The following is a 22,338-nucleotide window of genomic DNA, read 5'->3' as shown; positions in this document are numbered from 1 at the left end:
TGATTACGGGGCCTGGAGGGCATCCAGTGCCAGATTGAGTGCCACAATATTTACCACGGGCATACCGATAAAGTTCACCGGCGGCGTACTGGTATGTTCAGCCACCAGGCGGTTCACCTGTTCAATAGGTAAATGTCTTGCCTGTGCCACGCGCGGGGTCTGCCATAAGGCCGCTTCAGGTGAAAGCTGCCCGTCCAGGCCACTGCCTGAGGCAGTCAGTAACTCAACCGGAACCGCGGGGTCTGCCTGTGGATTCGCCGCGCGTAATATTTTCACACGCTCCCGAATCTGTTTATCCAGTTCGGGATTACTCGCCGCCAGATTACTACCCCCTGAAGCCATGGGATTATAAGGGGTATCTGCGGTGGCTGAAGGACGACCATGAAAATATTTAGCCTCAGTAAAATTCTGACCAATCAGCATCGAACCACGAACCTGACCCTTATCGATAATTAACGAGCCGTTTGCCTGGGTCTGAAACCACCATTGCCCAAGTAATGTAGTAAGCAGGGGGTAAGCTGCGCCAGTTATCAGCGTTATTAAGATCAATAGCAGTAAAGCAGGGCGTAAAATAGTCATCTCTGTGTCCTCTTAAACCAGATCTGAAACCGTCAGGATCAGATCAATAAGTTTGATGCCAATAAACGGGACGATTAGCCCGCCTAAGCCATAGATCCATAAATTACGGCGTAACATGGCGGAGGCGCTCAGCGGTTTATAGCGGATCCCGGTTAAGGCCAGAGGGATAAGCGCAATAATGATCAGCGCATTGAATATAACGGCACTGAGAATCGCTGAGTCTGGTGAGTGCAACCGCATAATATTGAGCGCATTCAGTTGCGGGTAAGTGGCGGCGAAGGCGGCCGGAATAATGGCAAAATACTTGGCGATATCATTGGCAATACTGAAGGTCGTCAGCGAGCCGCGGGTCATTAACATCTGTTTCCCGATATGCACGACTTCAATCAGTTTGGTGGGGTTAGAGTCCAGATCCACCATATTCCCGGCCTCTTTTGCTGCCTGCGTTCCCGAGTTCATGGCAACGGCGACATCTGCCTGCGCCAGGGCAGGGGCGTCGTTGGTACCATCCCCGGTCATTGCCACCAGGCGACCTTCGGCCTGATACTGGCGGATCAGGGCCAGTTTTGCCTCAGGTGTCGCCTCGGCAAGAAAATCATCCACCCCGGCTTCAGCGGCGATAGCGGCTGCGGTTAAACGGTTATCGCCGGTTATCATCACCGTTTTAATACCCATCTGACGCAATTGAGCAAAGCGCTCTTTAATACCGCCTTTTACAATATCTTTTAGCGCTATCACGCCCAATACCTTAGCGCCTTCGGCAACAACCAGAGGGGTACTGCCGAGGCGGGCAACGTCCTCGACCAGAAGGTCGACTTTGGCAGGGAAATGGCCTTTATTGGCTTCAATATGGCGACGAATTGCATCGACTGAGCCTTTGCGGATCATCCGTTCCTGAATATTAATACCGCTCATACGGGTTTGTGCCGTAAAGGGAACGAATGTCGCATGCAGATTCTGAACATCGCGTTCACGCAGGTTAAAGCGTTGCTTCGCCAGAATCACAATACTCCGGCCTTCCGGCGTTTCATCTGCCAGTGATGCCAGCTGGGCGGCATCGGCGAGCTCTCTTTCTTCAACGCCGGGGGCGGGTAAAAATGCCGATGCCTGACGGTTTCCGAGCGTAATGGTCCCGGTTTTATCCAGTAACAGCACATCCACGTCCCCGGCCGCTTCAACCGCCCGGCCGCTGGTCGCAATCACATTGGCGCCCAGCATACGACTCATGCCCGCCACGCCAATGGCCGAGAGTAAACCGCCGATGGTGGTTGGGATCAAACAGACCAATAACGCCACCAGCACCGTCACGCTAACGGCGGTACCGCCATATTGTGAGAAAGGCCACAATGTGGCGGTCACCAGCAGGAAAATAATCGTTAAGGCGACTAACAGAATAGTCAGCGCGATTTCGTTCGGGGTTTTACGGCGAGTGGCACCCTCGACCATCGCAATCATGCGGTCGAGGAAGGTTTCACCTGGATTCACCGTACACTGAATCACTAACCAGTCAGAAAGAATGCGCGTTCCGCCAGTGACTGAAGAGAAGTCCCCGCCGGACTCACGAATAACCGGAGCGGATTCACCGGTAATAGCACTTTCATCCACCGACGCACCGCCTTCGAGAACTTCGCCGTCACAGGGAATAGTATCCCCGGCTTTCACCAGCACGATGTCCCCTTTACGCAGGCTCGCGGCAGAAACCCGTTCTGACGGCGCATCAGGCTGCGGGGAAGACAGTTTATGCGCCCAGTTCGTTTTATTCACCCCTTTCAGACTACTGGCCAGGGCCTTACTGCGGCCTTCAGCCAGGGCTTCGGCAAAGTTTGCAAACAGTACGGTAAACCACAGCCAGAGGCTGATTGCCGCGGTAAATATCGGGCTTCCTGTCAGTTTGCCGCTGAACATCATTATTGCCAGCAGAGTGGTGATAACACTCCCGACCCAGACAATAAACATTACCGGGTTACGCCACTGCACCCTGGGGGAGAGCTTTTTAACCGAATCAATTAGCGCACGGCGAATCAATTCAGGTTCAAACAGCGCCTGTTGTTTGCGACTCATGCTTGCCTCACTATTAAGAAATTAATCAGAGAAAGATGTTCCGCGATAGGGCCTAACGCCAGGGCGGGAATAAAGGTCAGTGCGCCGACTAACAGTACGGTTCCTATCAGTAAGCCGATAAACAGGGCTCCGTGGGTGGGTAAGGTACCGAGGCTGGCTGCCTGGGATTTTTTCGTTGCCAGTGACCCGGCAATCGCCATCACCGGAATAATTATCCCGAAACGGCCAATCCACATGCACAGCGCCAGCAGAAGATTCCAGAACGGCGTATTGGCACCGAGACCGGCAAAAGCGCTGCCGTTGTTATTCGCTGCGGAAGAAACCGCATACAGCACTTCGCTAAAACCATGAATGCCAGGGTTAAAGATGGCGCTACGTCCGGCATCCGTCATCATCGCCAATGCCGTTGCGAGTAATACCAGGGTTGGGGTGACAAGAATGGCCAGGGCGGTCATTTTCATCTCGCGAACTTCAATTTTTTTACCCAGATACTCCGGGGTACGGCCGATCATCAGGCCGGCAATAAAGACTGCCAGCAGAACGAACAGCAGCATGCCGTAGAGTCCTGAACCGACACCACCAAATACCACTTCGCCAATTTTCATCAGCCACATCGGGATCATGCCGCCCAGGACTGTCAGGGAATCATGCATGGCGTTCACAGCACCGCAGGATGCGGCCGTGGTCACCACGGCATATAAGCTGGTGGCGAGAATACCGAACCGGCTCTCTTTACCTTCCATATTGATACTGCTGCTAGAACCCAGCGGCATCAAATGCGGGTTACCCTCGAGTTCAGCCCACATCACCACCGCGACACAAACTACAAAAATAAGTGACATTGCCCAGAGTAAGGTTCTGCCCTGACGTCGGTCGCCCACCGCTTCGCCAAAAGCAAAACACAGCGCTGTGGGTATCAGGAATATCGCCAGCATTTGAATAAAGTTGCTGACGGCTGTCGGGTTTTCAAAAGGGTGAGCCGAGTTGGCGTTAAAGAATCCTCCGCCGTTTGTGCCGAGTAATTTAATCGCTTCCTGCGAAGCAACCGGCCCCATAGGTAACAGATTTGATACCCCTTCAATCGAAGTAAAGGGCTGGTAAGCGTGGAGGTTCTGAGGTGTCCCCTGGCTGATAAATATCAGGGCCAGCACCACAGACAGGGGTAGCAGGATATAAAGGGTAATCCGCGTTAAATCGACCCAGGCATTACCCAGCGTGGTGGTGGATTGGCGCGCAAAACCACGAATTAAGGCAAATACCACCGCGATGCCGGTAGCGGCGGAGACAAAGTTTTGCACCGTCAAACCGACCATCTGGCTGAAATAACTCAGGGTCGTTTCACCGCTGTAGGCCTGCCAGTTGGTATTGGTGACAAAACTGACCGCGGTATTTAACGCCAGTTCCCAGGTCAAACCGGGTAGCTGCTGTGGGTTAAGGGGCAGATGACCCTGCATCACCAGAATAATAAACAGCAAAATCAGCCCGATAAAGTTAATCGCCAGAATCGCCATTAAATAGCGCTTCCAGCCCATCTCTTCTGTGTTGCAGCCAATTAACCGCCATAGCACCGGCTCAATCTTACTCACGACCGGGACCGGAACATCAAGGATAAGCCGGGCCAGTAAAAAACTGACCGGTTTTGCAAGCATAAACAGCAGCAACAGAAAGCTGGCAATCAGTAAAAATGCGGAGGCAGCCATTAAAATGCCTCCGCATTGATCAGGGCATAAATCAGGTAAGCCAGCAAGAACAATACCAGCACGATACCGGTTATCACGGCGATACTCACAATCCACCTCCAGGTGTATGTCTGTTTGCTGCGAGGATAGATTTTTGGTTGCAAAGATGTTGTAAAAGTCAGAGGGAAGGGTGTAAAAAAAGTATAAAAATGCCGTGAAAAGAGGGGATTATTCGGAAGACAGGATAATCAAACGTATAAAATATGAACATAAAAAGAAATCCGATCTTTCTGGTCGGATGAGTTGTAATGTTTGGTTTTTCAGGTTATTATTTTTGCATATAGCAAGTATATATTTTTCGCATTTTGCAATGCATCACATTTTACGCTGTCAAAAAGTTTGATTTGAGAGTCTTCTGAAAGAAAAAAGTGATTATTCAGTCGACTAGCTGCACCATTGCACCCGATGCGAAACCTGTTCATAAATTAAGAGGAGGTTCCTGTGTCTCTATATCCAACTTATCCTGTCTGGCAAGTGATGTTACGTCGGCTGCTGGCGGTCATTGTCGGTGTTGCTGCTTTACCTGTTATGCTTTTTTGGAAAGACAGGGCGCGTTTTTATAGCTACTTACACCGTGTCTGGTCAAAAACCAGCGATAAACCGGTATGGATGGAGCAGGCTGAAGCCGCGGCGGGTGATTTTTTCTAATTCCCGGCTTACCACAGCTAAGTATGACAGGGTAATACCCCTTGATTTAAAGGCACGCTGAGCATCTGCTCAACGTGCCTTTTGCATTTTATTCTGATCGGTAAGTGTCAATATAATAGTTGGCAGTGTGTTCTGAAGGTAGTGTCCACTCCCCATTACCTGAGACAAACCTGATTAGAGTTTTTCGGCATGTCTCCGGGGAAGGTGTCCCAGACTTTCATGAGTACGATGCAGGTAATAATCCTGCTGCCAGAACCATACCATTTCTCTGACATAACGGAGAGATTCAAATAAATAAGCGTTCAAAAATTCCCGGCGAAATGGACCTCCCGCCAGTCAGTACTGTATAGATAAAAAGATACCCGTGATAAAGAGATCGGTTTACAAACTGTAATACCCGACAGGCCTGAGGCTGTTAATCGCCTGGAGCAGGATTTTTCCTTGATGGCGTTAAGCCCTTTTTTGCAAAAAGCTCCTTCATGGCATGGTTTTCCGGGCTGACTTAAGCAAAGAGTATTTTCAGTCGGGAATATTCATCTTCAAGTTCTTTTAATCATTTAACATCATTAGCTTCCATGCCTCTATACTTAGATTTCCAATTGTACCAGGTTGCATTATTTATTCCGTTCTGATGGCAGATTTATTCAACTTTCAGACTAGAATCAGCAAGTTTCAGGATATTAACAATCTGAGTTTCAGCAAATCGTGTTTTTTTCATTTTGACCGCTGAAAATGTAAAGGCAGAAAGTCTAATTATAGCTGTCTCATTTTAGGGGGAATTGACACTGTGTTCGGCATCGCTTAGACCGGTTGGTAATGTGTAATTTTTATCTGTCGATCAGATCACACAATTCAGACAGTATTTCCTCAAATTAATCGATTATTTTGAACGGATATTTGATATGGTTTTTAAGAAATATCCCATGCTTATCTTTACTTACATAAAATCAGTTTTTTATGAAACAACCATTGGTTTTTTGACTTAAGGAATAACTCTATGACAGCAAAATCTATTCGTGACGTCACCTTTGATTTATTACGTAAGCTTGAACTAACGACTTTATTTGGCAATCCAGGATCAACCGAAGAAACGTTTTTAAAAAATTTCCCTGCCGATTTTCGTTACATCCAAACATTGCATGAATCATCAGCGGTTGGTGCAGCAGATGGTTATGCCCAGGCAACCAGAAAGCCTGCAATAGTCAACGTACATACGTCTGCTGGCCTGAGCAATTCAATGAGCAATATCATGACCGCGGCTCAAAATAAAACACCGCTAATCATCACCGCAGGGAACCAAACTCGTGAAATGTTACTCATGGAACCTTGGCTAACCAATGTCTCTCCGAGTGAACTGCCGAAACCATGGATAAAATGGAGCTATGAACCTGTCAGAGCAGAAGATGTGCCAGCTGCATTTATGCGAGCATATGCTATGGCAATGCAGCCACCTGCTGGCCCAGTATTTTTATCCATCCCATTAGATGATTGGGATAAACCAGCATCAGGTGATGCCGTTGTGCGCAGTGTTTCATCACTAATTGCACCAGAACCTGGCCGTATATCTCAGTTTGCTGAGAAATTATCAACAGCGAAGAATCCTGTATTGATATATGGTTCAGGCATTGCTCGAGGAGAAGGTTGGGATATTGGTATTCAATTAGCTGAAAAATTGAATTGTCACGTATTCAGTGCCCCTGCCTCAGAAGTCCCACCATTCCCTGAAAACCACCCTCTTTACGCTGGTGGCTTACCTTTTGCGATTCAGCCATTATCCAAAAAATTAGTAGGTTATGATGTAGCTATTGTTATCGGTGCCCCAGTATTCAGATATTATCCTTATGTTGCCGGTGAATATCTTCCTGAGGGATTAGAATTACTCCATATTACTGATGACCCGAATGAAGCAGGAAGAGCACCCGTCGGTGATAGCTTGTTATCTAGTCCAGTTTTAGCCCTAAATTCATTACTTGAATTGGTGATAAAACGAGTAACAACATTACCTGAAGTACCCCAACAGCAACACAGAATGGCACCTCACCCAGCAGCACAATCGATACCTCAACAGGGTGAACTGCTTTCTGCCTTACAGCTTTTCCAAGGTCTGCGCGACTTTACACCTGAGGATACCGTATTAATTGAAGAGTCACCGTCTAATTTAGGTGAATTACATACTGCATGGTCGATTGATAAACCAGACTCTTTTTATACTTTTGCTAGCGGCAGTCTCGGTTGGAATTTACCTGCGAGTATCGGTATTGCTTTAGCAGAGAGGGATAGTGGTAGAAACCGTCCTGTTTTAGCAATTATTGGTGATGGTTCTTTCCAGTACTCAATTCAAGGATTGTGGACTGCCGCTCAGCTTAAGCTACCGATTTTATTTATTGTTCCGCGTAACGGTGAATATGCAATTTTGAAATCTTTTGCTGAATTAGAAAATGCGCCTGGTATGCCCGGACTTGACTTGCCTGATTTAGATATTGCTTCTTTAGCAAAAGGTTATGGTTGCATTGGCGTACGTGCAGAAAACCTGGAAGAAATAAATGCAATATGTAAACAAGCATTCTCTCGCTCAGTTCCTACTGTTATTGAAGTCCCTATTATTCCAACAGTTCCGCCTTTATTGTAATTAAATTAACGTGGGGCGTAGTCAAGAGAGTTACGCCCAATATATCTAATAAGAAGAGAGAGATAAAATGTTATATACAATTATTACTGCGTTATTCAGTACCTCTGTAAAGTAGAATTTTTGGCCCTTATTTTCCGCTCAACTGGGTTGGTTTTTGACGAAGCTGGCTACAGGGGCACCGCCTGGCCACTAAACCATCCTGTCGAATGCTACGGCTATGTATCGAACAGCATGATAAACCGGGCACTCTGGATGCCTCTCAGCTTATTGCCGACGGTGTGCCTCCAGGTCCATTGTTCCAACGCTTAAAGCAGGGTTTAACCATTGAACTTGAGGATGGTCGGGTAATTGATGGCAGCAGGTATCTTGGCCGCCCACTCCGGGCACGGACACTCATCCAGCCAGCAAATGGCGAAGCTGGCTGGATGCGGATGTCAGTACCTTAATCGCAACCCACTTCAGTTCTCGCTACGACGTCGAGGGTTGTCAGTAATTGCATTTACTCTACGTCCCACCGCACGCACCACACGACATCAATGAATAGCGTGACGAAAGAGTATCACTTAAGCTAAATTGTGTGAGAAATATCTCACAAGGTGATGCAAAGATGAACACTCTGATTATTTTTATCGCAGTATTGATCATGCTTATTGGTGGATTATATTTACTGATCTCTTACTTCAACAGACCCAAATTCGGTAAATCCCGGCACCCAAGAAAGTAGTCATTGTATTGGAACAATGCCCGTTACGCCGACTCTTTAATACCCTGGCGTTGATCAGTCAATACGGCTCGCACGATGTCCTGACGCTGCGGTATTACGCAATATATCTGATAAGGAATGGAACAGATGTTTCACGTGTTCTTCAGCATGCCAGGCCTGTACGTCATCATCCGCTTTTTATGGCCGTTACCCTGGGCATTATCGGCCAAAATTGCGGTTGCACTGCTGATCCTGCTCGGCTCGCAATATCACCTGTTCTCTCGTCTATCCTCAGGGAGTGTGTTTTCTCCGGAATTTCCCCGCAGCATGGTGATGTTATTCAACTGGGCGTTCGGTGCAATTCTGTTAATCGCTATTTTCCAGTTAGTCGTGGACTTGGGAACACTGCTAATGATGCTTATCAGGCTGCAGTGGCTGACCATTCCCGCTGGATTACGCTATGCGATTGCGGCGGCAGCATTTGTACTGGCCGCCGTTGGTGTTCATCAGGCTGTTCGCGTTCCGCCCATTAAGGAAGTGGAGTTTTCTATTAATAATCTTCCTTCACAATTTGAAGGTTACAAAATCCTGCAACTTACAGATTTGCACATCAGTCGTCTTTTTGATGCGCCATGGACGAGAGCGGTAGTTACCGATTCGAATGCACTTGGGGTAGATTTGATCGTGGTCACGGGTGACTTAATAGATGGTTCAGTTGCCAACCGTATGCTTGATATCGAAGCCCTGGGGGATTTACGTGCACCAGACGGTGTTTATGTGATCCCCGGCAACCACGAGTATTTCTTCGACAACGAAGCCTGGATGAAATACTTCGAGGCGCTCGGAATGATACCGCTCACCAACAGCCATACGCTTATCGAGCGAGAGGGGGCTCAGATAGTACTGGCCGGCGTTACTGATATAACAGCACCCGCAACCGGTTTTCCTCCACCAGACCTGAAAAAGGCTTTGGCTGGCGTACCGAAAGACACATCAATCATTCTGCTAGACCATCAGCCCAAAAACGCACCTGTTGCAGCCAGTCAGGGGGTCGCATTACAGCTATCCGGTCATACCCACGGTGGAATGATCCTGGGCCTGGATAGAGTGATTGCTTTAGCAAACGGAGGGTTTGTATCGGGGCTCTATAACGTCAGCGGCATGCAGCTGTACGTCAATAACGGTACTGCATTATGGCCGGGATTTGCCCTGCGACTCGGCAGACCGTCAGAACTGACACTCATCACGCTGCGACGAGCGAAAACGCGCTAACAACATGTCTCAACAGATGTAACGTAAATATTGGGATCGGGCGAGGGTCCCATAACGCGACAGTTCATAAAATACTGAGTAAAATATGAAAATATTAAGACCCTATCTACTGGCAATTGCAGTGCTTTTAGTTAGCGCGTGCTCCGCAGCACCGACCGTCTACAATAATATTAATTGGTTTGCTCAGTTCTATATTGATGATTATGTCACCCTGACCAGGGACCAGAAGAAACGCCTGGATGTTAAAATAGAAAAATGGCACGCATGGCATCGCTCCAGTGAACTCGTTAAATACAAGGCAGATCTGGTTTCCTTAAGGCAAAATCTGCGTGCCAGTCCGCTTAATGCTGAACAATGGCTTATCGTGTTCTCAACAGCCCGGAACCATCTTTTTCACTTCCAGGATGAGATAGCTCTGGAAGCGGCAGAAATAATCCAACAACTATCTGACCCGCAAATTAATGAGATGCTCGCGTTATGGTCTGAAAGAGATACAGATGAGTTTGATACCTTTACCAGGCAAGGTACTGAAGGAGAGATCGAGGAAAGACAGAGCAAGACAGAAAAAAGGATTACCCAGTATATTGGCAAGCTGTCAACTCGCCAGTCAGATATGATTCGACTCTATTCAATACAGACAGAATCAACTGTTATTGGGCGTATGGCTTACAATTTAAAGCTTAGAACCGCCGTGAAACAGCTGCTTGCGGAGAGGAGTAGTCCTGAGTTTCCCGTTAAATTCACTTCATTCATCAAGAATCTACAGATATTCAAGTCCCAGAGCCTGTTGGCTGCCGAGCAATATAATAAAAACAGGTACGCCGAACTCCTCGAGGATTTGAATGAAAGCCTGGATAACAATCAAAAACGTAAGCTGTTAAAAAAGCTCGATGATTACATTGAGATAATTGATGATTTAAGCGTAAGCCCCATTAAGTGACAGTGTGGGTTGACCCTTTTAGCTCCAGACACATCCTGAAGCGCTGTTTTCAGACAGCAGCCATACTCTGTGGCAGAATATCGCGATAGATTTTTATCAACGCTAATGACGTTACCCCCGAATTCACGGAATAACTGATTCAAAATAATGGCAGGCAGGAGCCCTATGACGACCCATCTGGTCTGGTTTCGTAATGACTTACGCGTGCATGATAACTATGCGCTATCTGCTGCATGTCGCTCGCCCGATGCGCGGGTGCTGGCACTGTTTATCGCAACGCCTGCGCAATGGCAGCAGCATAATATGGCTCCCCGCCAGGCAGAGTTTATCGGGCAGCACCTTAATGCCCTCGGCGAGCAGCTTGCTGAGCGTGGCATTGAGCTGCATATCCGGCAGCAAGCTGATTTTTCCGCCGCCGTTGATGAAGTAAAACAGTTTTGCCAGCAGCAGGATGTCAGCGCGCTGTTTTACAACTATCAGTATGAAATCAACGAACGTGAGCGGGACGCCCGGCTTGAGCGGGAGCTTGACGGCGAGATTGTCTGTCAGGGGTTTGATGACAGCTTACTGTTACCCCCGGGCAGTGTGGTGACCGGCAATCGCGAAATGTATAAAGTATTTACCCCTTTTAGCCGGGCTTTTATTAAACGTCTTCAAGAGCAATTGCCGGAATGTGTTGCGGCCCCGCAAGCCCGGGGTAAGGCGGTTGAGTTTACCCCTTATCAGCTGGACTATCCGCGCCAGCCTTTTGACCCTGAGCTGTTCCCGGTAGGTGAGCGGGCGGCGATTTCGCAGCTACGGACTTTTTGCCAGACGGCAGTGGCGGATTATGCGGAACAACGTGATTTTCCGGCAATCAAGGGAACCAGTACCTTGTCCGCCTGGCTGGCAATTGGCGTGCTTTCTCCTCGTCAGTGTTTATATCGCTTATTGAAAGAGCATCCGCGTGCGCTGGACGGTGAGGCCGGTGCGGTCTGGCTAAATGAACTGATCTGGCGTGAGTTTTATCGTCATCTGCTGGTCTCTCACCCACGACTATGTCGTTATCGGCCGTTTATTGCCTGGACCGATAAGGTGCGCTGGAATCATAACCCGGAAGCTTTACTTGCCTGGCAGCAAGGTCAAACCGGTTATCCGATTGTTGATGCGGCGATGAGACAGCTTAATGAGACTGGCTGGATGCATAATCGTCTGCGCATGGTGGTGGCCAGCTTCCTGGTAAAAGATTTGCTGATCGACTGGCGGGAAGGGGAAAGCTACTTTATCTCGCAACTGATTGATGGTGACCTGGCCGCTAACAACGGTGGCTGGCAGTGGGCTGCGTCAACCGGAACGGATGCTGCGCCGTATTTTCGTATCTTTAACCCGACGACCCAGGGGCAGCGTTTTGACAGTGAAGGAACATTTATCCGTCACTGGTTACCTGAACTGGCATTGATTCCGGGAAAAGATATTCATACTCCCTGGGAGTGGGCCGATAAACGGCGGCAAATACTTAACTATCCACGCCCTATTGTCGATCATAAACAAGCGCGAATTGCCACACTGGCTGCCTATGAAGCGGCACGTAATGAAATGAGAGAGAACGATGAAAAATAGTGAACTGGAGCGTCTGATTAATGAAAAACTTAATAGCAGCGCCATCAGCGACTTTGCCCCCAATGGTTTGCAGGTGGAAGGTCGGAGCGAGATCCGCAAAATTATCACCGGCGTGACCGCATGCCAGGCCTTGCTGGATGAAGCGGTTCGTCAGCAGGCGGATGCCATTATCGTTCATCATGGTTATTTCTGGAAAAGTGAGCCGGCGGTGATCCGCGGTATGAAACGCAATCGCCTGAAAACCTTGCTGGCGAATGATATCAATCTCTATGGCTGGCATTTGCCCCTGGATATGCATGCCGAGTTAGGGAATAACGCCCAGCTCGGACGACTCCTGGGCATTGAGGTTCAGGGCGAAATTGACCCGCTGGTGCCCTGGGGCACTTTCCCCACCGCGTTATCTGGCGTAGAACTCGCCTCCTGGCTGGAGCTGCGCTTAGGGCGAACTCCTCTGTGGTGCGGCGATACCGGGCCGGATGAAATCCGTCGGGTTGCCTGGTGCACCGGAGGTGGGCAAGGATTTATCGATAATGCCGCCCGTTTTGGCGTTGATGCCTTTATTACCGGTGAAGTGTCTGAGCAAACTATCCACTCTGCGCGTGAACAAGGCATCCATTTTTATGCCGCCGGGCATCATGCTACCGAGCGTGGCGGTATTCAGGCATTAAGCGACTGGCTGATGACAGAAACGGACCTGGATGTCACCTTTATTGATATTCCTAACCCGGCTTAACCGGGTTTATCGCGGTGGGGAAAGCGCCTTGGTAAGGCTTCCTCACTGGCTGAGAACAGTTTAAAGATATTTAATCAGGAGAAAACGATGCCTGAAGGTCCTGAAATACGCCGGGCGGCGGATAATCTTGAGCAGGCAGTCGCCGGTCATCCGCTAACCCATGTGTGGTTTGCCTATGAAACATTAAAACCCTTTGAAGAGATGCTGAAAGGGAAAACGATTGAGCGTATTGAAACACGCGGTAAAGCGATGCTAACGCACTTTTCCAATGACTTAATCCTGTACACCCATAACCAATTATACGGCGTCTGGCGTATCGTTGATGCGGGTGATCAACCGGTCAGTTCCCGGGTTTTACGGGTGAGGCTGGAAACGGCAGATAAAGCCATACTGCTCTACAGCGCCTCTGATATCGAAATACTTGAGCAATCAGAGTTAGACCAGCAGCCTTTTTTAAAGCGCGTCGGCCCGGATGTGTTGGACAGTCGTTTCACCGTTGAACAGGTCAAAACCCGTATTCTGTCCGCTAAATTTCGCCGTAGGCAGCTCGGAACGCTGTTGCTTGACCAGAGTTTTATGGCGGGGCTAGGCAACTATCTGCGGGCAGAAATTCTCTGGGAAGCTGAGATAGACCCCTTACATCACGCTGGCGAACTGGCTGATGACGCTCTTGACCGTCTGGCGCAGGCCATTCTGGATATCCCGAGAAACTCTTATCAGACCAGAGGGGAGGTGGATGAAAATAAACACCACGGTACGTTATTTCGTTTCCACGTTTTCCATCGTGCTGGCGAGCCCTGTGAGCGTTGTTTCAATATGATTGAAAAAACGACGTTATCCTCAAGACCCTTTTACTGGTGTCCGCACTGTCAGAAATAATAGCCAGAAACGTTATTCTCTGAATAAACCCCCACATTTTTTATGTGGGGGTTTTGTTTTAAGCGATAAAAAATCAGGCCTGACGGAACGCCGTGAGATCAAAGTGTTGAGGGAACATATCGTCCAGCTCTTTTTGGTGACTGATGGCGATAACCGTGGTTTCCGGAAGTTCACGGCGTATCAGCGACAGCAACTGGCGGGCGGAATCATGGTCGAGGCTGCTGGTGGCTTCATCCAGATACAGGGTATTGGGACGTGCAATCAGCGCGCGAGCAAAGGCCAGCCGCTGGCGTTCTCCGCCGGAGAAAATCCTGTCCCAGTTTAACTGCTCATCGAGTCTCTCACTCCAGGTCGGTAGTCCCACCTTGCCCAGCACTTCAGACAGTAACGCCCGGTCAGAGAGAGGTGCTTGTGGATAACAGAGAATTTCCGCCAGCGTCCCTTGCCCGAGATAACTTTGCTGAGGTAATAACAGACTCTCTCCCTCCTGCGCCTGCCAGTGACCATTGTGATAAGGCCAGAGACCATTCAGCGTTCGCAGGAGCGTTGATTTACCCAGGCCACTGTGCCCGGAAAGTTTACTCCAGCTACCCGGCTCACAAGAGAGCTCGACATCAGACAATAATGGACGGCCTGATGGAGTGGTGAAGGAGAGGGTGTTTATGTGCAACTGGCTCCCGGTAGACAGCCCTTCAGGTTCATACTGATGTTCCCGAATGGCCTCACGGAACTGGCTAAGACGCTGCATACTGGCTGACAGCTCAACCAGTGAATAGTAGACGCGGATAAACCAGCTCAGGGCACCATGTACCTGACCAAAGGCACTGCGGATCTGCATCAACCCGCCCAGGGTCACGGTTTTATTGAGGAACGCCGGAAGTGCGGCGAATACCGGAACAATAAGGCTGATACGGTTATAACCGACGGTAAAGAAGCTCAGATTACGTTCAGCATTCATCAGGGTACGCCAGTTACCGATAATGGCGGTAAAATTACGTTTTAGATGATTTTTTTCCTGCTGTTCGCCACCGTATTGAGCAATCTGTTCCGCATTATCATGCTTGCGGATCAGGGAAGCACGGAAGTCGGCCTCCGCCCGCTGTTTATGGTAGTTAATCCCGTGTAGTTTTTTTCCTATCAGATGGGTTATCAGGCTTCCTATCAAGGTATAGAGCACGGCTACCCAGACCAGATAGCCTTTAACCACCCACTCCTGACCAAACAGCGTGAAGCGCTGTACCCCTGAAAGCTCCCAGAGAATAAACAGGAAGGAAAACAGCTGGGCTGAGGTGATCAGAAACGAAACCGAGAGGCTAATCACTTTGGTGACAAACAAATCGATATCTTCTGCAATACGCTGATCCGGGTTATCAACCGCGCCGGTCAGCGACATACGATAAAATGCCCGTTTTGCCAGCCAGCTGTTAACCAGCTCTTCGGTTAAGGCTGTACGCCAGCGGATAATCAGCAGTTTGGTGAACCACTCCTGATAGACAAAAACCCCGATATAGATAGCAATATAGACGCAGTACTCTTTTACCAGGGAATACAGCACCCCGCCTTCAAAAGCGCCTAAAGCATCGTAGAAATTCTTACTCCAGACGTTAATCCGCACGTTGAGATAGACGATACTGCCGCCCATCCCAACAATGATGGCGATTAATAGCCAGGCCTGCCAGCTTTTGCGGGTTCCCCAGAAGGAGTGCGAGAGATCCCAGAACTGTTGCGCTATTTTTTTCACATTGCCACCTTCGGTAAGGCAATATGTAGCACACGATTGTCCGGGTTATACAGCTGGGAAGCTGCATCGCGCACTTCTTGCAAGTTTATACTATCCGCCAGTTTTGTAACTTCACTGAGATAACCCGGGTTATCAAAATGACGGTAGCTGAGTTGTAAACGACGCTCCAGGGTACTGATATCCTGTACGCGCGCACGTTCCTGGCGAATAAACTGTGCTTTTTGCTCATCCACTTGCTGCTGGGTGATTTGCGCAGGAAGTTCGGCGAAGACCTGCTCAGCTCGCTGCCATAGCTCCTGAGCCCGCTCCGGGTCACTGGTAAAGCTCAGTTCGGTTTCAATACGCTGGTGGGTATCTGACAGCTCGCTGTTCATCTGTAACCGATAAATGCCCAGGGCATCATCACGCAGGCTGTTTTTCAACGCCTGCAGCGCCAGATTACGCGCAATACTGACTTGTACTGCTTTCTGTGCTGACCAGGGTTGCGAGGTAAAACTCCACCCTTTAACATTCGCACGGGGTTCAATATTGACGGCGGCACTGGCATCAAACTGGCCGCTACGCGGTAACTCCGGCGCAGTTGCTGACATAGGCTGGCGCGGGATAGTCGCCAGATAACGTTCTGCCAGCGGCAGAAGTTGTTCCTCGGTCATATCTGCCAGCAGATACCAGGTTACAGGTGCTGATGTGGTGGTATGCCACTGTTTCAGAAGTGTTTTACTATCAATTTGTTTTAACTGCTGTTCTTCAGGTGCTGCCCAGCCCGGTTTGCCATAGCGCAGCTGGCGGATTTTTTGCGCGCTGTCTTCCCGTTCTATCTGAGTCAGGGTGGTTTGCTGGCGCAATAACCGCATCATGCTGTCTTTCAGCACCTTGTCATCAATACCCGGGATGACCTGCAGGGCATGGTTTAGCGCCAGTAAATCGGATAATCCTTTCTGGCTGCTTTGCCCGCTAAACTGAAGTTCTTCCGGCTGTTGTTTAATTGACAGCGATATGCCGTGTTGCTTCTTCCAGGCGTCTAATTGCTCGCCGCTCCAGCCTTGGGGGCCACTCTGGGCGACCAGCTGGCTCGCCATTTGCGCCTGCCATGGATTTAACTCACTGGCACGAAAACCGGCTACGCTCGAACCTGAAAGCCAGACTTTATCTTGTGCCAGAGGGGTACGTAACCAGACCAGCCGATCGCCGTTACTTAAGGTCCACTCTTCGACTTTTTGTTCCGGGAAGTGTTTAACCTCCTGGCGTGAGCCGGACTTTTCCACCACCGCTAGCTGGGGGATCTGTTGCTCAATATTGCGTACCGGTGGTTCCAGCTCGACGGTTTGCAGCTGACGCTGTTTCTGACGAATAGATTCAGCGGTCGGTAAGGTAAAGGCGGTCATGCCCGGAAGGCTGAACTGCACCAGAGTATCTTCAGAAGCCAGCCAGCGCTGTACCAGGGCATTAACGTCTTTATTATCGATGGTCTTTAGCAGTTCCAGCGCTTCACGTCCACGTTGCTGGCTACCGGTATAGGGTTTATCCAGCGCCCACTCGGTGGTTATTTTCTGCACCCATTCGGCAAATTCACGTTCTTCAGGCTGGTTGGCCATACGTTGTGCCGTTTCGCTGAGACTTTGTTTTATCTCAGTAATATCCACATCGTTTAAACCATAGCGGCGCATACGCTCCCACTCACGCAGCAAGACATCAAGCGCGACGGTATGGCCGTCAGGCATCACGTCAGCAAACAGTCCCAGTGCTTCAGTCGTTTTCCCGATATCCGATTTGCGTACCACCAGACTGCCTACTTGGGGCGGCAGGGTTGATTCCTGGCGTCGTACCTGTCGCGTGTAAGCGGAAATAGCAATTTGGTTGATCAAACGTTCCCGATAAGTGGTTTTACCGGGATTAAAACGCACCACAAAGGAGACCTGGCTGGCACCGCTTTGACTATCCTGCAAGCGCGCGACGTTTAAGCGTTTTTCCAGGTTTGGCTCGTAGTAATTACGCTCTGGGATCTTACCTGCCGGTAAGCTATTGAATGCCTTTTGGATATCTGCAACCACGGCTTCCGGTTTAAAATCACCGATGATCAGCAGGCGCATATTACTTGGATGGTACCAGCGCTGATAAAACTGTTGCAGCGTGGTAGCTGGAACGGTACGAATGGAATGTTCATTGCCAATGGTAGGTCGGGTCGGATAACGGGAGTCGTGACGAATTGCCCGCACTCGCTGCTGGTTCATACGCTCGGCAACACCCAGCTTACCGCGCCACTCTTCCAGAACCACTCGGCGTTCATCGTCCAGGTCACTCTGACTCAGGCTGGCATGGCCAACCATTTGACTGAGCGCTTGCAAAGCAACATCAAGCTGCTGCGCGCCGCCCGGCGGACTCATCATATAGAGCGTGCGCTCATAGTTAGTCATCGCATTGTAGTGCTGCGCCCGCACCCAGCCTTGTTGGTGCAGTTGCGTTGCCACACCTTCCGGATGGGCTTTACTGGCACGAAACACCATATGTTCAATAATATGTGCTACACCAGACTCACCGTCTTCTTCATCGATGGAACCAACATCAACGCTAAGACGGATATCAACACGTTTTTTCTGTCCCTCAAGCGGGACCAGGGTATAACGCAGACCATTCTCAAGCGTACCGGTGATAATCTCGGGCAGGGGACTCACAGGCGCTGCTGCCTGTGCGTTCCCGAAGAGCAGTGGGAATCCACTAAAAATAAATAATAATATAAAGTTAAAACACTTATTCACTGCGTTATTCCTATGGCGAAGCACGACAATATTCATTTTTTTATTAGCGCATTGAAGGGGGCGAAATGCCCCCTTTGCGTATTACCAGGTATAGGCAACGCCTAACCAGAACTGACGGCCGGTTTTATAAGTTACCGTTTGACCTAAGCTAGATTTGCTCAAAGAGGCTTCAATAACGTTATCAAATACGTTGAGCACATCTAATGTCACATCAAGTTTTTGATCTTTATATAGCGGTTGTTCATAGCTGAAACGCCAGTCGTAGGAGAGATAATTATCGTATTTTGTTTCGATATACTCAGTGGCATTACCGGCATAATCCCCACAGATGCTGTTATCCATTGGGCAGCTAAGGCTTGCGGTGGTGTAACCGGTATAACCTGCGGTGTAGCTGATAAAGTGACCCCAGTTAAGGCGAATGGCTGGGAAATAGGTATTGATAGTAGCGAAGGCATTCCACGGAGAGTTAAAGTCTAATGCATCCATCTCTCCTTTTTCCATCAACTTACCATTGAAAATAACCATACTGTCATTAGTATTCCCCTGGTCGTAATAGGTCTGCGAGCTAGACTTATTTTCCGAATAGCTGGCACCGAGTGACCAACTGATATCTGTCCAGGAGAAATGCATTGGGCTAATAGGTTCGACAGTCAGGGATAAGGTATTACCTTTAGTGTGCGCCTCATTATCCAGGACGTAGTAACGATTTCCCAGGTCATCGGTGGTTGGCTTGCGACCAAACTGATCTCTACCGTCACGTTGTACCCATTTCGCGGTCAGGACGGTATTGGCCACTCGCTGAGAAATACCGAGTGATAATTCATCACTGTAGGGCGTTCTTAAATCAGAAATATTATAGTCATAGGATGCTGTCTTAAGCTCTCCAACAACCCAGGGTGCACTGGCATCGGTACGCGTCAGGATACTGTTGGAGCTAATGCCAGAGCGCAGCTTATAGGCCAGGAAACTCTGACCATAATAACGGTTAGCCCCACCAAATACGCGGGTGCTACGATCCCCGAAGACATCATAAGAGGCAGCGAAACGTGGAGCGAGGGTCAGATTTTCCAGATAGTCATCATACTGAGCACGTATGCCTGGCGTGACTTCCAGACGACCAAAATTCATACTGTCTTGCAGGTAAACAGCATAGTTGTTGTAGTTACCAGAGACTTCACGTTCAGGATAAAGCGTGATGCTTTTAAAATATTGCTCGCCATTAATACAGAAACTATCGCCAGGCTGACAAACAATACTGGAACTGATTGTTGGTGCTCCGCGTGAAGCATAAGCATTGCTAAAACGGTTGTAGCGTGCGCTATAAACATTCATTTCCCAGCCCAGATCAAGCTGATGCTGCAAGCCAATAAATTCGAACGGATTGAGCTCATAGTCTTGTTTCAGAACATAGGACCTTTTTTCGGTGGCGAAAGATCCGTAGCCGCCAATCAGTGCATTTTGGAAGTTGGCACCTGGAAATCCGCTACCCCAGTTAATGGCATCAGAGACATAACCAGTCGAGTTCTGATAACGACGCCAAGTTATGTGAGTATCGGACTCATGATCGATTTTATTTTCTTCAAACTGATAGCCAGCCAGGCTGGTCATTTTTCCCCAGCTACCGTTATGTTCCCACTCAACATTAAACCGGTGGCCGCCGCCGCTATTGGTGAATTTGCCGTTTTTAGTATCTTTTTTAACGTAAGTTGATTCGTGCGGCGAGTGCATACCGGTCAGGCGGATCATATCGCCGTTATCGGCCAGATATGTTCCTTTTAGCATAAAGGTTTCGGCAATACGTTTCTGATCTTGCCACTCGCCTAACTAGACGTGATAGTTAGGAATATCGGATTGCTGGCGGTTATAGGCAAAGATAAAACCGGCTTTATCGCTTAAGGGTTGATTGGCGCTAAATGAGTAAAAATTCTTTTTAAATTTAGGTTGATGCGTTAGTTCTGCTGCCTGATTAAAGGTTTCTTCATCAGTGGCATCAATATGATACTTTGTCCAGCTGTCTCGTGAGGTGCGGTAGGAAACTTTACCTGAGGCTCTTTCGAGGTCAGGGTCTTTCAGGCGGGCATCCACTACACCGCCGGTAAAACTACCGTATTTCGCAGAGATATTGCTATCAAACGCTTCCAGTTGTTCTACCAGCTCCGAGTTAATCCAGAATGACTGGGTACCGCCTGCTGGTAAATCAATGGGATTGTAGCCGTCTGGGTTAGTATTTAATGCACCCCCATTAGCCCCTGGGTTGATGGTATTGTTATTCGATAAACCATCAATCATAAAGTTGTTGTTATAGAACTTCTCGCCATGGAACGAAACGTTCTCAGGCGCTATTTCTCCTGGCGTAGTGCTGCTACCAGCATCATTAGCAAAACGCACATTCGGGTTGGTTTTTAACAGTTCGGTGATATTGCCGTTTGATATTGGCAGTCGTTCAATCTGTTCGGCCGTTAAAATCTGCGTACCCATGGACTGGCTGGTCGGCGTTGAACGCACCAGAATAGTATCCTCACCTGAGTCACTACTCTCTACCTGCTGCGAATCATTTTTTTCATCGTTTTTCTTTGAATTTTCAACGTCGTTTTGCTGTGCAAAGGTCGCCCCTGGCAATAATGAAATCGCCATAATGACGGCAAGTTTTTTTTTCACGGATTTCCCCAGAACTCTAATTTAAATAAGTGATTTTAATTTTCTAACGCAACCTTGCCGTTTAATTTAAAGACAATTGAAACGACCTGATCCTTAACCTCTCCCTGAGTCTGATAACGCCAGCGAGCAATATCCTTATCTATAGCTGAGGCAAAAACACCGGTGGGCGTTTCTGAGAGCACGCGCACGTTAGTGACGGTGCCACTGGAGGTGATATCAAATTTGATGCGTACCCGGCCTTCGACCCCGAGTGATTTTGCTCTCTGGGGATAATTCACCCGGCGATGCAGCGCTTTCACATTCTGGTTGGTGGCATTTCCTGAGCCCTGTGCTGCCTGGCCGCTATCACTGTTGCCTGCGGTGGCAGCGCTCACATTATTAGTTGTCGAAGGTGATTTCGAAGGCGTTAAGGATGCCGATTCCGATGTGGATTTTGACTGTGTCTGTGTCTGTGACAGCGACTGCGATTTAGATTCTTCAGGTTTAGCAGGTGCAGGCGTGACTGTCCGGGTGGTGGTCGGTTTCGTTGTTTTTACGGTTGTCTGGGGAGACGTTTCGCGCGTATTGGTTTTGGGAATAGTTTTGGGCTCAGGCTTCGCGACAGGGGGTTTTGGTTTTACCGGTTCAGGCAAGACGATTGCAGGAGCCGGATGTTCAATTCTGACGCTGTGCACCACGGGCGGCTGCGGGCTATTTTCAACCGGAGGACTGGAGACCGGAGGCACTGAAACGGGCTGACTGGCCATATTCACCATAGTGAAAGCCATCACTCCGCCTTCCTTGCCCGCCATCTCCAGTGGATGCCGGTTACTCTCATAGATAAGTCCTGCGACCAGCAGTAAATGGAGTACCAGTGAGCCCGTTATGCTTCCGGACGTGCGCCAGCCGGACCCTTCTGTATTTTCAGGCCCGAAACTTGCGCTGGCGGTTGGCGAATAACTCACTGCATCTCTCCTGATGGTCATAACACCGATCGCTTAAAAGTCAGATTAACGGTGTTTTTGAACGCTAAAAATGTCGCTATTCGTCGCGGATCATCTTAATAGCCATCAAATAAATCATGTTTGAAACCAAACGATAATTATTTTACAAATAATAATCATTATCAATATGTATTTACATATTATTCATTTAATGAAGAAAAAAGAATGACCATGACAAAAAAAAGAATTCAAGGCATTGAATTAAAAAAGAAAAATAAAAAAAAGAATGAGCAGGGGAAGTGAAGGGTACTTACAAATAGTTCCACAGATGGTAGATTTATACCACTAAAGTAGTATCTCTCGGGTATGGCTTACCCATCAGACACCTGCATCGGACGGGGAGAGCTGAATGGCAGAACAAAAATACAAAACGCCTGATGCAGGGCACCAGACGTTTAATCTGAATCAGAACTCGCTA

Annotated in this window: 17 protein-coding genes and 2 pseudogenes; 8 read left to right on the top strand and 11 right to left on the bottom strand. The window is 48.7% G+C overall.

Going from position 1 to position 22,338, the window contains the following annotated elements; genetic code table 11:
• Positions 1–3: 3 nt before the first annotated feature.
• The 4 genes from kdpC to kdpF are packed head-to-tail and all read right to left on the bottom strand — an operon-like array spanning position 4 to position 4,429.
• Positions 4–579, bottom strand: coding sequence for a potassium-transporting ATPase subunit KdpC (gene kdpC, locus M2387_RS13105; protein ID WP_259049970.1), 576 nt, complete (start codon positions 577–579; stop codon positions 4–6).
• A gap of 12 nt (positions 580–591) precedes the next feature.
• On the bottom strand, positions 592–2,640 hold the full coding sequence (gene kdpB, locus M2387_RS13100) for a potassium-transporting ATPase subunit KdpB (protein ID WP_259049965.1): 2,049 nt from the start codon (positions 2,638–2,640) through the stop codon (positions 592–594).
• Positions 2,637–4,340, bottom strand: coding sequence for a potassium-transporting ATPase subunit KdpA (gene kdpA, locus M2387_RS13095; RefSeq protein ID WP_259049963.1), 1,704 nt, complete (start codon positions 4,338–4,340; stop codon positions 2,637–2,639). The genes kdpB and kdpA overlap by 4 nt, the downstream gene beginning before the upstream one ends.
• A complete protein-coding gene (gene kdpF, locus M2387_RS13090) occupies positions 4,340–4,429 on the bottom strand; it encodes a K(+)-transporting ATPase subunit F (protein WP_259049961.1) in 90 nt (29 codons plus the stop codon). Before kdpF ends, kdpA begins: the two co-directional genes overlap by 1 nt.
• 391 nt (positions 4,430–4,820) lie before the next feature.
• Between kdpF and M2387_RS13085 the strand changes: the two genes are divergently transcribed.
• A complete protein-coding gene (locus tag M2387_RS13085; protein WP_259049959.1) occupies positions 4,821–5,027 on the top strand; it encodes a YbfA family protein in 207 nt (68 codons plus the stop codon).
• 174 nt (positions 5,028–5,201) lie between these two features.
• On the opposite strand, the gene M2387_RS25915 is transcribed toward M2387_RS13085, so the two are convergent.
• Together M2387_RS25915 and M2387_RS13080 are read right to left on the bottom strand one after the other, a co-directional pair.
• Positions 5,202–5,363 (bottom strand): integrase core domain-containing protein, encoded by a 162-nt coding sequence (locus tag M2387_RS25915; protein ID WP_409040051.1) that lies wholly within the window; start codon positions 5,361–5,363, stop codon positions 5,202–5,204.
• Positions 5,354–5,745 (bottom strand): annotated as a pseudogene (locus tag M2387_RS13080) (transposase); the annotation flags it as partial. The pseudogene M2387_RS13080 and the gene M2387_RS25915, both read right to left, overlap by 10 nt.
• Positions 5,746–6,024: 279 nt before the next feature.
• On the opposite strand from M2387_RS13080, the gene mdlC reads away from it, so the two are divergent.
• From mdlC to nei, 7 genes and pseudogenes are all read left to right on the top strand, one after another.
• The gene (gene mdlC / locus M2387_RS13075) at positions 6,025–7,656 is read left to right on the top strand and encodes a benzoylformate decarboxylase (RefSeq protein ID WP_259049956.1); all 1,632 of its coding nucleotides are present in this window, start codon (positions 6,025–6,027) and stop codon (positions 7,654–7,656) included.
• A gap of 120 nt (positions 7,657–7,776) precedes the next feature.
• Positions 7,777–8,143 (top strand): annotated as a pseudogene (locus tag M2387_RS13070) (MBL fold metallo-hydrolase); the annotation flags it as partial.
• Positions 8,144–8,506: 363 nt separating this feature from the next.
• On the top strand, positions 8,507–9,631 hold the full coding sequence (locus M2387_RS13065; RefSeq protein WP_259049954.1) for a metallophosphoesterase: 1,125 nt from the start codon (positions 8,507–8,509) through the stop codon (positions 9,629–9,631).
• An 85-nt stretch (positions 9,632–9,716) separates the two neighbouring features.
• The gene (locus tag M2387_RS13060) at positions 9,717–10,571 is read left to right on the top strand and encodes a DUF6279 family lipoprotein (protein ID WP_259049953.1); all 855 of its coding nucleotides are present in this window, start codon (positions 9,717–9,719) and stop codon (positions 10,569–10,571) included.
• A 165-nt stretch (positions 10,572–10,736) separates the two neighbouring features.
• The gene (gene phrB, locus M2387_RS13055; protein WP_259049952.1) at positions 10,737–12,170 is read left to right on the top strand and encodes a deoxyribodipyrimidine photo-lyase; all 1,434 of its coding nucleotides are present in this window, start codon (positions 10,737–10,739) and stop codon (positions 12,168–12,170) included.
• The gene (locus M2387_RS13050) at positions 12,160–12,903 is read left to right on the top strand and encodes a type 2 GTP cyclohydrolase I (protein ID WP_259049951.1); all 744 of its coding nucleotides are present in this window, start codon (positions 12,160–12,162) and stop codon (positions 12,901–12,903) included. Before phrB ends, M2387_RS13050 begins: the two co-directional genes overlap by 11 nt.
• Positions 12,904–12,990: 87 nt before the next feature.
• Complete coding sequence (gene nei, locus M2387_RS13045) at positions 12,991–13,782, top strand: endonuclease VIII (RefSeq protein ID WP_259049946.1); 792 nt, start codon at positions 12,991–12,993, stop codon at positions 13,780–13,782.
• 73 nt (positions 13,783–13,855) lie between these two features.
• Here nei and M2387_RS13040 read toward each other — a convergent pair whose 3' ends face one another.
• The 5 genes from M2387_RS13040 to M2387_RS13020 form a co-directional block, all read right to left on the bottom strand.
• Complete coding sequence (locus M2387_RS13040) at positions 13,856–15,523, bottom strand: ABC transporter ATP-binding protein/permease (RefSeq protein ID WP_259049944.1); 1,668 nt, start codon at positions 15,521–15,523, stop codon at positions 13,856–13,858.
• Entirely contained in the window at positions 15,520–18,195 is a 2,676-nt protein-coding gene (locus tag M2387_RS13035) for a M16 family metallopeptidase (protein WP_259049943.1), read from the bottom strand. The genes M2387_RS13040 and M2387_RS13035 overlap by 4 nt, the downstream gene beginning before the upstream one ends.
• Before the next feature lie 165 nt (positions 18,196–18,360).
• Entirely contained in the window at positions 18,361–20,061 is a 1,701-nt protein-coding gene (locus M2387_RS13030; RefSeq protein WP_259049941.1) for a TonB-dependent receptor, read from the bottom strand.
• A 42-nt stretch (positions 20,062–20,103) separates the two neighbouring features.
• The gene (locus M2387_RS13025; RefSeq protein ID WP_259049940.1) at positions 20,104–20,937 is read right to left on the bottom strand and encodes a Plug domain-containing protein; all 834 of its coding nucleotides are present in this window, start codon (positions 20,935–20,937) and stop codon (positions 20,104–20,106) included.
• Between the two features lie 35 nt (positions 20,938–20,972).
• Positions 20,973–21,881, bottom strand: coding sequence for a TonB family protein (locus M2387_RS13020; protein ID WP_259049939.1), 909 nt, complete (start codon positions 21,879–21,881; stop codon positions 20,973–20,975).
• Positions 21,882–22,338 lie beyond the last annotated feature (457 nt).

It is taken from the genome of Klebsiella sp. BIGb0407 (genome assembly GCF_024807845.1).
Classification (GTDB): domain Bacteria; phylum Pseudomonadota; class Gammaproteobacteria; order Enterobacterales; family Enterobacteriaceae; genus JGM124.
Note: the sequence above shows the minus strand (reverse complement) of the source record. Positions and strands in the feature narration are given on the sequence as shown.

Coding starts and splice junctions, on each gene's coding strand:
- kdpC (WP_259049970.1), bottom strand. CDS start 579: ATGACTATTTTACGCCCTGCTTTACTGCTATTGATCTTAATAACGCTG.
- kdpB (WP_259049965.1), bottom strand. CDS start 2,640: ATGAGTCGCAAACAACAGGCGCTGTTTGAACCTGAATTGATTCGCCGT.
- kdpA (WP_259049963.1), bottom strand. CDS start 4,340: ATGGCTGCCTCCGCATTTTTACTGATTGCCAGCTTTCTGTTGCTGCTG.
- mdlC (WP_259049956.1), top strand. CDS start 6,025: ATGACAGCAAAATCTATTCGTGACGTCACCTTTGATTTATTACGTAAG.
- M2387_RS13065 (WP_259049954.1), top strand. CDS start 8,507: ATGTTTCACGTGTTCTTCAGCATGCCAGGCCTGTACGTCATCATCCGC.
- M2387_RS13060 (WP_259049953.1), top strand. CDS start 9,717: ATGAAAATATTAAGACCCTATCTACTGGCAATTGCAGTGCTTTTAGTT.
- phrB (WP_259049952.1), top strand. CDS start 10,737: ATGACGACCCATCTGGTCTGGTTTCGTAATGACTTACGCGTGCATGAT.
- M2387_RS13050 (WP_259049951.1), top strand. CDS start 12,160: ATGAAAAATAGTGAACTGGAGCGTCTGATTAATGAAAAACTTAATAGC.
- nei (WP_259049946.1), top strand. CDS start 12,991: ATGCCTGAAGGTCCTGAAATACGCCGGGCGGCGGATAATCTTGAGCAG.
- M2387_RS13030 (WP_259049941.1), bottom strand. CDS start 20,061: ATGCTAAAAGGAACATATCTGGCCGATAACGGCGATATGATCCGCCTG.